11 protein-coding genes and 1 tRNA gene are annotated in these 12,820 nt (G+C 58.7%); 7 read left to right on the top strand and 5 right to left on the bottom strand.

Annotated features, from left to right (window positions below; translation table 11 throughout):
* Nucleotides 1–9: 9 nt before the first annotated feature.
* Both sfsA and phaC read right to left on the bottom strand, forming a co-directional pair.
* Entirely contained in the window at nt 10–732 is a 723-nt protein-coding gene (gene sfsA, locus WNZ14_RS13260; RefSeq protein ID WP_342869121.1) for a DNA/RNA nuclease SfsA, read from the bottom strand.
* 93 nt (nt 733–825) lie between these two features.
* Nucleotides 826–2,661: a class I poly(R)-hydroxyalkanoic acid synthase gene (gene phaC, locus WNZ14_RS13265; protein ID WP_342869122.1), complete on the bottom strand. Its 1,836-nt coding sequence runs from the start codon at nt 2,659–2,661 to the stop codon at nt 826–828.
* Between the two features lie 163 nt (nt 2,662–2,824).
* On the opposite strand from phaC, the gene WNZ14_RS13270 reads away from it, so the two are divergent.
* From WNZ14_RS13270 to recJ, 5 genes are all read left to right on the top strand, one after another.
* A complete protein-coding gene (locus WNZ14_RS13270) occupies nt 2,825–3,346 on the top strand; it encodes a hypothetical protein (protein WP_342869123.1) in 522 nt (173 codons plus the stop codon).
* Between the two features lie 79 nt (nt 3,347–3,425).
* Nucleotides 3,426–4,646 (top strand): LL-diaminopimelate aminotransferase, encoded by a 1,221-nt coding sequence (locus WNZ14_RS13275; protein ID WP_342869124.1) that lies wholly within the window; start codon nt 3,426–3,428, stop codon nt 4,644–4,646.
* Nucleotides 4,647–4,733: 87 nt separating this feature from the next.
* Nucleotides 4,734–6,056: a homoserine dehydrogenase gene (locus WNZ14_RS13280; protein WP_342869125.1), complete on the top strand. Its 1,323-nt coding sequence runs from the start codon at nt 4,734–4,736 to the stop codon at nt 6,054–6,056.
* A gap of 196 nt (nt 6,057–6,252) precedes the next feature.
* The gene (glpX, locus tag WNZ14_RS13285) at nt 6,253–7,239 is read left to right on the top strand and encodes a class II fructose-bisphosphatase (protein ID WP_342869126.1); all 987 of its coding nucleotides are present in this window, start codon (nt 6,253–6,255) and stop codon (nt 7,237–7,239) included.
* Between the two features lie 193 nt (nt 7,240–7,432).
* A complete protein-coding gene (gene recJ / locus WNZ14_RS13290; RefSeq protein WP_342869127.1) occupies nt 7,433–9,232 on the top strand; it encodes a single-stranded-DNA-specific exonuclease RecJ in 1,800 nt (599 codons plus the stop codon).
* A gap of 196 nt (nt 9,233–9,428) precedes the next feature.
* On the opposite strand, the gene WNZ14_RS13295 is transcribed toward recJ, so the two are convergent.
* From WNZ14_RS13295 to WNZ14_RS13305, 3 genes are all read right to left on the bottom strand, one after another.
* Nucleotides 9,429–9,503, bottom strand: a tRNA-Glu gene (locus WNZ14_RS13295).
* A gap of 156 nt (nt 9,504–9,659) precedes the next feature.
* Entirely contained in the window at nt 9,660–10,826 is a 1,167-nt protein-coding gene (locus WNZ14_RS13300) for a YcbK family protein (protein ID WP_342869128.1), read from the bottom strand.
* Nucleotides 10,827–11,080: 254 nt separating this feature from the next.
* A complete protein-coding gene (locus WNZ14_RS13305) occupies nt 11,081–11,521 on the bottom strand; it encodes a VOC family protein (protein WP_342869129.1) in 441 nt (146 codons plus the stop codon).
* A gap of 190 nt (nt 11,522–11,711) precedes the next feature.
* Here WNZ14_RS13305 and WNZ14_RS13310 point away from each other — a divergent pair, with 190 nt between their 5' ends.
* Together WNZ14_RS13310 and WNZ14_RS13315 are read left to right on the top strand one after the other, a co-directional pair.
* Nucleotides 11,712–12,287 carry a cold-shock protein gene (locus WNZ14_RS13310; RefSeq protein ID WP_342869130.1) on the top strand — a complete coding sequence of 192 codons (576 nt, stop codon included), beginning with the start codon at nt 11,712–11,714 and terminating at the stop codon, nt 12,285–12,287.
* A 76-nt stretch (nt 12,288–12,363) separates the two neighbouring features.
* Complete coding sequence (locus WNZ14_RS13315; RefSeq protein ID WP_342869131.1) at nt 12,364–12,762, top strand: DUF192 domain-containing protein; 399 nt, start codon at nt 12,364–12,366, stop codon at nt 12,760–12,762.
* Nucleotides 12,763–12,820 lie beyond the last annotated feature (58 nt).

Consider the following 12,820-nt stretch of genomic DNA (forward strand, 5'->3'; position numbering starts at 1 on the left):
GGCGCGGTTTCATGATACGCTGTTCAGACCCTGTTCCTCAACGGGAACCATCGTGTCAGCATGTATTAGCTCAGATGTGATTTTGCACCGTATGGCGCAAGCTTCAACCCCGCGTTTCATGGCGCGGTCAAATGCTGATGAGTAGGCAGGGTCCAGATCGCGGCAAAGGCTGAGGCTGTCCACATCGTCGCGCTGGATCAGATAGACCATTATCGCGCGGTGCCCAGCTTCAACCATGTCGCCAAGTTCTTCAAGATGCTTCGCACCGCGGGTGGTGACGCTGTCAGGAAACTCGGCTAGTCTGCCGTTACGGCGAAAATGCACATTCTTGACCTCAACATAGGCCAAGCCCTTTGCCGGGTCGCGCATTAGGATGTCGATACGGGAGTTGATTCCGTATTTCTGTTCAGCCTTGCGCTCGGCATAGCCAGTAAGCGACCCGATCAGGCCTTCATCTATTGCCTCTTCCACCAGACGGTTCGGGCGCGCGGTGTTGATGCCCACCAGCGTATCATCTGCTTCGACCAGTTCGAGGGCGTAGCGGTACTTGCGGGTGCCGCCGGAATGTTCGGTGAGATAACAGAGTGACCCGGGGGCGGTGAGCCCACGCATGGAACCGGTGTTTGGGCAAAACCCGGTGATTACTTCACCTGTTTGCAGCTCGGCATCGAACAGGAACCGCTTGTAGCGTCGGATTAGTGTCGCAGGGACCAGGGGCGGTTCAAACTTCATGGACCGGGCGCGTAGCACAGTTTGCGCGGGCATGAAAACGCCGCTGCATTTTCACGACGCGCAAGATCGCGCCGGGCTTTCGAGACACTATCCTCAAACCCGGACGCGAACATAGGAGCCCGGTGCATCCTCAATGGGTTTGAGTTTCTTGCCACCCGGTTTGCGTGCCGGCACTTCTTCATCCGATGATGCACGGATCCACGTGTTCCAATGCGGCCACCAGGAGCCCGGGCTTTCCTTGGCGCCCGCCACCCAGTCGTCAAACTCGGCATTCTTCGGGCCATCAGACCAGAACTGATACTTGCCTGCAGCCGGCGGATTGACCACGCCGGCGATATGGCCTGAACCCGCCATGACATAGGTGACATCTCCACCAAACAGCTTGCCGCCGATATAGGCGGAGCGGGCAGGGGCGATGTGATCTTCCTTGGCTGCAAGATTGAAGACCGGGATCCTGATGTCTTTCAGTTTCAGCGTCTTGCCGGCGAGTTCCAGCTTGTCTTGAGACAGGTTGTTCTCAAGGTAGCAATTGCGCAGATAGTAGGAATGATTTGCTGCCGGCATCCTGGTCGCATCCGAGTTCCAGTAGAGCAGGTCGAAGGGCATCGGGTCCTTGCCCTTGAGGTAGTTGTTGACGACATAGGGCCAGATCAGATCAGAGGCGCGCAGCATATTGAAAGCTGTCGCCATCTTCGAGCCGTCAAGAAACCCGTTCTTCTCCATCGCGGTTTCGATCTGGCCGATCTGGGCTTCGTCGACAAAGACCTTGAGATCACCGGCATAGGTGAAATCGGTCTGGGTGGTAAAGAAGGTGGCCGTTGCAATCCGGGTGTCTTTTTCCTGGGCGTGCAATGCCAGCGTCGCCGCCAGCAGTGTGCCGCCGACGCAATAGCCGATCGCGTTGACCTCACGTTCGCCAGTGGCTTTCTCGATCGTGTCGAGGGCAAAGGAAATGCCTTCGCGTGAATAGGACTCCCAGTCTTTCTTGGCATGGCTCTGATCCGGGTTGACCCAGGAAATCACGAACACCGTGTGTCCCTGATCGACAGCCCACTTGATGAAGGATTTCTTCGGATTGAGATCGAGAATATAGAACTTGTTGATCCACGGCGGCACGATCATCAAAGGTCGCTTCAGCACTGTCTCTGTTGCCGGATCGTACTGAATGATCTGACAGATGTCGTCCTGGGCAATCACCTTGCCCGGCGAGACGGCGATATTCTCGCCCACCTTGAACTTGGACGCGTCGGATTGCCGTAACCTCAGTTCCCCCTTGCCGGCCGCGATGTCCTCGGCCAGCATGTGCATGCCCTTGACCAGGTTTTCACCGTTTGAGGCGACCATTTCCTTATAGAGCTCTGGATTGGTCGCGAGGAAATTGGCCGGCGAGAGAGCGCTGGTGATCTGGCGAACATAAAACGCCGCCTTGTGGCGGGTGTGTTCATCAAGGCCTTCACTCTCGTCGACGAGTTTGTTGGCCCAGTCCGAAGTAATGAAGTAGGCATTTTTCAGGAATTCGAAAAACGGATTGTTTTCCCAATCCGGATCGGAAAACCGTTTGTCCCTGGTTTTTACCTTAGGGCTGTCATCCTCGCCCGACATGCGCTTGACCGATTCGCTCCACATGCCGAAATAGCTTGTCAGAAGCGATGTCTGGGCCTCGATGGCGCGCTTTGGATCGGACAGCCAGTATTCGCCCACCTTGGAGAAGGTCTTGACCATATCCGTCATCGGTTCAGAGACGCTATCAACGACTTCGCCCCTTTCACGCGGTTCAACCCAGGCGGAGGCTGCCTTGCCCAGCTCTTCGAGCATGCGCGCAACATTGCGGGCGAAGGCTTCGGGATTCTTGACAACGTAGGCCTCTGCAGATGACGTGGCCGCGCCAGCGTCCTCGTTTCCGGTCGCGGATGTCCCCTTGTCCACCATGGTGGCGCCTCCTCATTTGTTCCCGAGCTTGCCTCCGGCCCGTATTCTGCCTTAAATCGGCTTACTTGCTTTGCTTGAACGCCAATACTGGCATCTATCCTTCCTTGATACGGGCTTTTTTTGTCCATGTCATGGCCACCATTTGGTGGAGACCGGAATATTCGTGACTATGATACCGATTGTCCGCCCGGCGTTTGTCGCCATGTTTTCGCTGCTGGCCGCCGCATGCCAGACAGCCTCGTTGCAGGATGTTGCGCCGACGTCAGTTCAGGTCAGTCGACTTGATGCCGGCACAACAGGCACCGACGCCCCGATCGACGGGATTGCTCCCGGTTCTGCTCAGACTTCGAATTCCGGCGCAACTGCCTCGACAGAGGTGCGGCGCAATCCGGGCTTTGCTTCGCTCATTCCGATTGAACAGACACCGCCGGCCGAGACAAAGGCGTTTGTTGCCAGCGGTGCCAGCCGATCAGGAGAGTACCCGACTTTCGGGCAGTTGCCGAATACCGCCAACGCACAATTCTCCGATGCCGACAAGATTGCAGCGGAGGCTGAAATGACCGAGTTGCTGCGCAGCCGTGCGTCCACTCCCGACGCCCGGGCCCAATATGACGCGCGGCTGAGGCAATTGCGCAGCCTGGCTGCGAACCATGGCAACGATATGCAGCAGCAAATCGAGAAATAGATCTTGCGTCTGACTTGGTTTGGTCGCAAACCGGTGTCATCAGAACGACATCAATCAGCCCACAATTCCGGGGAATTCCATGGAAGAATTTCACAAGGTCCGCCGACTTCCGCCTTACGTGTTTGAGCAGGTCAACAGGCTGAAGGCGTCGGCGCGGGCCGGGGGCGCCGATATCATCGATTTGGGAATGGGAAATCCGGACCTGCCGACACCCACCGCGATCGTCGATAAATTGTGCGAAGCGGTAAGGGATCCGCGCACTCACCGTTATTCCACATCGCGTGGCATTCCCGGGCTGCGGCGCGCACAGGCCAGCTACTACCAGAGACGGTTTGGCGTCAAACTCAACCCTGAAACCCAGGTTGTGGCGACCTTGGGCTCCAAGGAGGGGTTTGCCAACATGGCACAGGCGATCACCGCGCCCGGCGACGTGATCCTGTGCCCCAATCCGACCTATCCGATCCACGCGTTCGGTTTCATCATGTCAGGTGGCGTTATCCGTTCACTCGATGTGGTGCCTGACAACAGTTTCTTTTCTGCTCTCGAGCGCTCCGTAAGGCATTCGATTCCGAAGCCTCTGGCGTTGATCCTGAACTACCCGTCCAATCCGACGAGCTACGTGGCGACACTGGATTTCTACAAGGACGTCGTGGCCTTCGCCAAGAAGCATGACATTCTCATCCTGTCAGACCTCGCCTATGCGGAAATCTACTTCGACGAGACGCCGCCCCCTTCGGTTCTCGAGGTCCCGGGTGCCATCGATATCTGCGTCGAGTTCACATCCATGTCGAAGACCTTCTCGATGCCTGGCTGGCGGATGGGATTTGCTGTCGGCAACGAACGGCTGATTTCGGCGCTGACGCGTGTGAAGTCCTATCTTGATTATGGTGCCTTCACTCCGATCCAGGTGGCTGCAACCGCAGCCCTCAACGGCGATGGCTCTGACATCGCCGAGGTGCGCTCGATCTACAAGCGCCGTCGCGATGTGCTGGTCGACAGTTTCGGCAAGGCCGGCTGGGATGTGCCGCCGCCGGCAGCGACAATGTTCGCCTGGGCGCCTATCCCTGAGCAATTCAAGCATCTTGGATCGCTCGAGTTTTCCAAATTGCTGGTGGAACGCGCCGATGTTGCGGTTGCGCCGGGGATCGGTTTTGGCGAGCATGGCGATGAGCATGTGCGTATCGCGCTGGTTGAAAACGAGCACCGGATCCGACAGGCCGCGCGCAACATCAAGCGCTTTTTCTCCAGCGCAACCAATGGCGGCGGTGACAATGTGGTTTCATTAACCGCCCGGCGTTGACCGCCCGGTCCCCCGCCGGTAAACCCGCCCAGAGTTTCAAAGCTTCGCACTTTGGTTGCGGGCGATCCCAGACAGGTGGACTTTTACATGACTGATGCCCTGAAAATCGGCATTGCAGGCCTTGGCACTGTCGGTGCGGCGTTGTTTCAGATTGTCTCGAGCCGGCACAATCTGCTGGCCGACATCTGCGGACGCGAAATTGTGGTCACCGCGGTCTGTGCGCGCGATCGCAGTCGCGATCGCGGCCTCAATCTTGATGGGGTGGCCTGGTTCGACGATCCGGTTGAAATGGCGCGTGACGGAGATATCGACGTTCTGGTTGAGCTTATGGGGGGCGAGGGGGATCCCGCGCTTGCAGCGTCCAAGGCGGCGCTGACTGCCGGACGTCATGTGGTGACCGCCAACAAGGCGATGCTTGCCAGACACGGTGTTGAGCTGGCATTGCTTGCCGAATCGAACGGGGTTCTCCTGAACTTCGAAGCTGCGGTTGCGGGCGGTATTCCGGTGATCAAGGCGATGCGGGAATCCTTGACCGGCAATGCGGTCACGCGGATCTACGGCATCCTCAACGGCACCTGCAATTACATCCTGACGCGGATGCAGCGCGACAATATGGGCTTTGCCGAATGCCTGGCGGAGGCACAGCGACTTGGCTATGCCGAAGCCGATCCGGCTTTTGATATTGAGGGCAACGACACCGCGCACAAGCTGTCCATCCTTACAAGTCTCGCGTTCGGAACCCAGATTGCAGCCGATGAAGTCTACATCGAAGGCATCACCAACATTTCCATCGACGATATCCATGCCGCCGATGAGCTCGGCTACAGGATCAAGCTGCTTGGCGTGGCGCAACGCACTGCCACCGGCATCGAGCAGCGGGTGCATCCGACCATGGTGCCGAAGGGATCGATGATCGCGCAGGTGGAAGGTGTGACCAATGCGGTGACCATTGAAGCCGATATTCTGGGCGAATTGATGCTGTCTGGACCTGGCGCCGGTGGCGAAGCCACTGCATCCGCGGTGCTGGGTGATATTGCCGACATTGCCAAGAGCAAGCCCGGCCATCAGCACGCGCCGGCACTCGGCCGTCCTGCGGACAAGCTTGAGCCCTATACACGCGCACAGATCCAGAGCCACGAGGGCGGGTACTTCATCTCGCTCAAGGTGGATGACCGGGCCGGCGTGTTCGCCTCGATTGCCACGTCGATGTCCAAGAACGAGATCTCGCTCGAATCCATTGTCCAGCGCGCGCGTCCTTCTGGCGCGGAAGCCGGGCCACAAACGGTGATTCTGGTGACGCACGCGACAACAGAATCCCGGGTTCGCGCTGCCGTGGACGCCATCAAGAGCGAAGGTTACCTTTCCGGGGAGCCGCAGGTGATCAGAATCGAGCGGACACGCGAGAGCTGATCGTTCCGTTGGTCCGCGTGTTTGATCTGCAGCGGTCAGGGCGATGCGCATTGCTGCGCGCCGCCTAATCGATTTAGTTTGGGATCAGCTCAAATTCCTGAAAAAACAACGGGTTTTAATGTGGTTTTCACATTGCCTTGCTATGTTTGAACGCTGTATGAGCGGCGTAATGACAGACCAAAGGGGAATTTAGGCCATGGCAGGGAAACCGACAGAAGCAAGCGGTCTGGACCGGATCCTTACGCTGGAAATCGCACGCGTGACCGAACGCGCAGCTGTTGCTGCCGCACGGCTTCGTGGCCGCGGTGACGAGATGGCAGCCGATCAGGTTGCTGTCGATGCGATGCGGCAGGAGCTCAACCGGTTGCCGATCGATGGAACCGTGGTGATCGGCGAAGGCGAGCGCGACGAAGCGCCCATGCTCTATATCGGCGAAGAAGTCGGTACTCGCGACGGCGCCAAGGTCGACATTGCGCTTGACCCGCTCGAGGGCACCACGATCTGTGCCAAGAACCTTCCCAATTCGCTGGCTGTGATTGCCTTCGCGGAAAAGGGCAGCCTGCTCTACGCGCCTGACGTTTACATGGAGAAGATCGCCATTGGGCCGGGATATCCGGCCAATACGGTTTCGCTTGATGCAACGGCTACTGAAAACATTCATGCCGTTGCTCGTGCCAAGGGTGTGCCTGTCGGTCAGGTGACTGCCTGTATTCTCGACCGGCCCCGCCATGCGCGGATGATCGAGGAAGTCCGCGCCACCGGCGCAGCCATCCGACTGATCGGCGATGGTGACGTTGCCGGCATCATTCACACGACAGATCCGGAAGAAACCGGCATCGACATCTATATCGGCATCGGCGGCGCGCCCGAAGGCGTTCTTGCTGCGGCAGCGCTGAGGTGTATTGGCGGCCAGATGCAGGGCCGGTTGCAGCTCAATACCGAGGAAAAGGTAGCGCGCGCTGCCAAGATGGGGATTTCTGATCCAAAGAAAATCTACACCATGGAAGAAATGGCGCGTGGGGATGTCCTGTTCGCCGCCACCGGTGTGACTGACGGCAACCTGCTGCAGGGTGTGCGCTTTACCAACGACGCCATCATCACGCATACCATCGTCATGCGCTCGTCCTCGCGCACGGTGCGCGAAATCAAGGCACGCCATCAGGACCTTTCCAAGTTCGACTAGGGCTGCGGCCCGCTTGATCTCATCGATGTGAAAAATGCGATCGCCCCGGCTCCACAAGAAGCCGGGGCTTTTTTGTGCGCGTCATCCAGCATCGTCAGGGCGGGACCGCTTTGCCGCGCCGCGCGGTTTGCGCTATGAGCGTGCCTCAGGCACAGCCATCGGGGCAGGGTGCCCGAAGCAGGTTGGGTTCCGGATGACAGGCAACGGCGCATCAGACCGGGCATTTCTCGGGGTGGAACAGTCTCTGTCCGAGCAGAAATGGGTCGCGCGGCTGGACATGGCTGGCGAAAACAAGGCGATCTCCATTGCGCAGATGACCGGGCTTCCCGACGTCATTGCACGCGTGCTTGCGGGCAGGGAGGTGGCAATCGGGGATGCCAAGGCATTTCTGGATCCGACCATCAAATCCCTCATGCCCGACCCATCCAGATTGACAGACTGCGACAAGGCGGCTGAGCGAATTTCGCTTTCGATCTCGCGCGGCGAGCGGGTCGCGATCTTCGGCGACTATGATGTCGACGGGGCCGCATCCTCGGCTTTGATGCAGCGGTTCCTGAGGCATTTTGGCGTTGTCAGCGAGATTTACATCCCGGACCGGATCTTTGAGGGCTACGGGCCAAATCCCACGGCTATCGGTGAACTTGTCGACCGCGGCGCAAAGCTGATCATCACCGTCGACTGCGGATCAACCAGCCACGAATCGCTCGAGGAGGCCGCCCGGCGTGGTGTAGACGTCGTGGTGATCGATCACCACCAGGTGGCGAGCGAGCTGCCTGTAGCGCAGGCGCTGGTCAATCCCAACCGCGAGGACGATTTGTCGGGTCTGGGGCATCTGTGCGCTTGTGGTGTGGTGTTCATGGTGCTGGCCGGAACGCTGCGCCTGTTGCGCCATAAAGGCGAAGCAAGGGCCGCCACGTTTGATCTGCTGGCCTGTCTGGATCTGGTTGCCCTGGCGACCGTGTGCGATGTGGTACCGCTCAAGGGGCTCAATCGTGCATTTGTGGTCAAGGGACTGCTGGCGGCCCGAACCATGGGCAATGTCGGCCTTGCAGCCCTTGCACAGCGCGCAGGCGTCAATGGGCCGGTGACCCCCTATCATCTGGGATTTCTGATCGGACCCCGAATCAATGCCGGCGGACGCATTGGCGATGCAGCATTGGGCAGTCGGCTGCTGACGCTTGAGAACCGGGATGAGGCCGAAACGATTGCCGAACGGCTTGAGCTATTGAACAAGGAGCGCCAGGCAATCGAAGCAGCCATGCTGGAGGAAGCCGACGCGGAAGCGGCAGTGGAGATGGCCAGCGGCGACGGGCCTTCGGTGATCATCACCGAGCGTAAGGGCTGGCATCCGGGTGTCGTTGGGCTTCTGGCCTCGCGGCTCAAGGAGCGCTACCGGCGGCCGGCGTTTGCGATCGCCTTTGATGGCAACGGAAAGGGTACCGGGTCCGGACGGTCGGTGCCAGGCGTCGATATTGGCCGGCTGGTACGCAAGGCAGTCGATATCGGGCTGCTTGTCAAAGGCGGCGGCCATGCAATGGCGGCCGGCCTGACGGTCGAACAGAACCGCCTGGGGGACCTGCGCGCGTTCTTTGAGGAGAATGCCGCTGAGGCTGTGGCAGGAGTGACGACAGCGCACCGGCTCAAGATTGACGGGGCAATATCGGCCTCGGGCGCAACGCTTGATCTGGTCGACATGATCGAGCGCGCCGGACCCTATGGCGCCGGACATCCGCAGCCGGTGTTTGCCATGCCCGGGCACACTCTCAAAGATGCGCGGATTGTGGGGCAGAATCACATCAAGCTGTCGTTTGCCGGCCCCGATGGAGGCAAGCTCAACGGCATCGCCTTTCGTGCGGCTGACACAGAGATGGGGGCTGCGCTGCTTGGCGGACGCGGAATGACATTTCACATCGCGGGGTCGTTGTCTGCGGATTACTGGCAGGGTGTCAGACGGGTGCAGATCCGGGTCACGGACGCGGCAGTGGCGCGTTAGGCGGCAGGTCTCCCCGAAAGTCTGCGAACCGCTCACAGCCTCAGAATATATCGCCTCCACGCCTGCTTTTTACCAGCGGGACCGTGACTTGCTGCAGATTGAAAATACGCGAAACGGACAGTGCCATGGCGTTATGCCAAGCCTGAGTGACCTTCAGTTTTAAAGTGAGAAGATCAAGCGAAGTGCTTGAAAACAGTGGTACGCCCTAGGGGAGTCGAACCCCTCTTTCCAGAATGAAAATCTGGCGTCCTAACCGATAGACGAAGGGCGCGTACACTGTGGCCGTCTTATAGTCAGACGATTTTAGGACCGCAAGCGGATAATTGATGTCTCCGGTAAAAAAATGACGTCTTTATGAAGATTGTTTTGCAGACGTTGGCGAGCGCCGCGCAAACCTCGCGGGACCCCTGCGTCAACCGTGATCAGATTACTTGCGCCGACGGCAGCGCCAGTTCCAGTCACGCATGTTTCCAACGTCGATGTGAACTGATTCCGTGTGGCAGTAGGTGCCGACACCGCCGCGTTCAGGCATGGACCGGAGATATTTCGCCAGCTGCCATTTTGAAACACCCTCGATCTGGATATCGGCTGCCTCGCAAGAGGTATGGCGCGATCCTGATGCGCCGCCGATGCGTCGGTTGTGCTTCGGGCTGCGATATCCGGAGGTAACCACCACCGGTCGGCCATAATGCCGCTCAATGCTTTTGAGTGTGCGCACGAGCTGCGGCTTGAAGCAGTCGACCTCGACCTTGTCTGTCTGCAGGTGCAGGCCATTGGGGGCAAGCCGGGCCAGGCCCGCTGCCGAAGCCAACTGGATCTGGCCCGAATCGGCATCGCCTGTATCGGCTTCGGACTCTTCGCCAAACATTGTCGTCATCTTGACGCCGGGTAAAGAATTGCCGCCGGCAGAGGCAACGGTCACAGGAGCGGACTTCGCCACTACCAGGCGTTTTTTGGTTCCCTCGGGGGCAATTCTGGTTGAAGTCTTTTGCGGCGCGAACATGCGCGCGAAAATAGACTTCTTCTTCGGTGGTGCGACCACCGCCAGTTCCTGGACCTGGGGTTGGGTTTCAGTGAGCCCGGAATCGGGGCTCATCGATGTCATGTCCGCGGACGCCGCCGCGGCCGGTGCCTGTTGAGGCTGAGACGCCACGTCTTCTGGCGTCACGATGGTGGGCTGCACAGGCGAGGCACTGTAAAGGTTGGCGATCGGCTGGGCAGACTGGCTTTGGGTAATGCCCCGGTTGAGGGCGTCCACCGCAGTATCGGCCATCACCACCGGTTGACCCGATGCCAATTCGCCTTGTGCCACCGCCGGCATTCGGGATGCTGCGTCAGCCGAAGCGGGCGATGGAACCGGCATCGGAATACCCGGAGCAGCCTCGGTCGCATTCCCGTCGACCATGGCCATTTCCGTTGGCTGTTCAACGCTGAGATCGACCGTTGCTGCAGCATCGGGTGCGAAGCCCTGGGGGGCAAACATTGCGGGATCGGCAGCAGACACACATCCACTGAGAATTGCCGCTGCGCCGGCCAACAGCAACGCACGCGTTGCGTTGCGCTCGTTGCCTGCTTTGTTTCCGCCTATCTGCAAACTCTGGAGCCCCTGGATAACTTGCACTGGCAGACCCGAAGGTCCTTGAAGGATGCCTACTCACTAGCGCCGTTTTTGTAAACGAACAAACCCGACGTGCCGAAGACGTAATTCATCTTAACAGCCAAAAGTGATGCGATGCGTCGCAAATACGGCGAAAGCATGACTCTATTGGCAGGGTAGACTGCGCCCGTTGTGTGAGCCTTGCGCCTTGAAGGCCCGGCCCGGCAAAAGGTCCGGGCCGGATCAAGGGCCTACCAGGCGCCGGTGTTCTTCATCGACAACCAGGGCTCTGCCGGCTCGAGCGGATCGCCCTTCTGCAGCAGTTCGATGGAAATACCATCAGGTGACCTTATGAAAGCCATGTGGCCGTCGCGAGGCGGCCGGTTGATGGTCACGCCATTGTTCTGCAGCGACAGGCAGAGGTCATGGATGTTGTCGACGACATAGGCGAGGTGGCCGAAATTGCGGCCGCCGTCGTAGTCCTGCGGATCCCAGTTGTAGGTCAGTTCGAGCAAAGGCGCCTGGTCGGCCAATGCGCGCTCCTTATCTTCCGGGGCGGCGAGAAATATCAGGGTGAACCGGCCGGCCTCGCTCTCATGGCGGCGGATTTCCACAAGTCCCAGTTTGTTGCAGTAGAAATCGAGCGACGCGTCGACATCGGTGACGCGGACCATTGTGTGCAGATAACGCATTGGGTTTACCTCATGATTCTTGATTGAACTCAAAATAGGCGGAATCGCCTCCCAGGCAATGGCAACGCGATAGAAGGGGATGATTGAACAAGTTTTCCTGCAGGGCTTGCGCTGTCCTCTCAATACACTGTTAATGTTTTAATCAAGAATCACTTCATTTGCCTGTGGCGCGTATTGGAGAGGCATCCGGATGGGGGAAAGGTCCTCAGAGAAGAACCAGGTTGGTGCGGAAGCGCTTGGGGACGCCGTTGATCTCATGGAGATCACCGGAGTCATAAAGTGGTTCGATGTCGCCAAGGGGTTTGGTTTCATCATTCCAGACAATGGAATGGAAGACGTGCTGCTGCACGTGACATGTCTGCGCCGTGATGGCTACCAGACTGTTCTTGAAGGCACCCGGGTGGTTTGCGAGATCCAGAAACGGGACCGCGGCTACCAGACCTTCAGAATTCTCTCGATGGACACCTCGACAGCGGTTCATCCTTCGCAATTGCCACCGGTTCGTACCCATGTTCAGGTCAAGCCTTCGAGCGGACTTGAGCGCGCGATCGTCAAGTGGTTCAACCGCACCAAGGGTTTTGGCTTCTTGACACGGGGCGAGGGGACCGAAGACATCTTCATTCATATGGAGACGCTCAGGCGCTACGGTCTGGCGGAATTGCGCCCGGGGCAGGTGGTTCTGGTGCGGTTCGGGGACGGTGACAAGGGTTTGATGGCGGCGGAGATCCATCCGGATATCGACGCGCCTGTCCCTAACTCCCACTGATCAGGCCATGCGCATCTTCAAGCAAGCTGCCACACTCATTTTTTCTCTCCTGATAATCGCCATTCCGGCATCGGGAATGGCTGAGCAACTTCCGACAGATTCCGAGCGCCTTGTCATCGAGACCCAAAACGGGCCGGTGGCATTTGCTGTGGAACTTGCGCTGACGGCTGATGACCGGGCCACTGGCCTGATGAACAGGCAAAGCATGCCTGCCGACCACGGCATGCTCTTCAAGTTCGACCAGACCCGTCAGGTTCTGATGTGGATGAAGAATACGCCTCTTCCCCTCGATATGATCTTCATCAGTGAGGATGGCACTGTTGCCCGGATTGCCGAGGAGACGACTCCCTTCTCAGAAACGATCATCCCCTCGGTAGAGCCGGTCCGTTATGTGCTGGAATTGAATGGAGGAACGGCTGCAAGCCGCGGACTTTCGGTAGGCGACATGGTTCGCCACCGTGTGATCGGCAAATGATTTGCCTCTAAGAGTGAATAAGCGACGATTTGGTGTTGCGGGGCATGGCGTTACCGTG

Origin of the sequence: Hoeflea sp. AS60, assembly GCF_038900115.1 — a bacterium.
Taxonomy (GTDB): domain Bacteria; phylum Pseudomonadota; class Alphaproteobacteria; order Rhizobiales; family Rhizobiaceae; genus Hoeflea.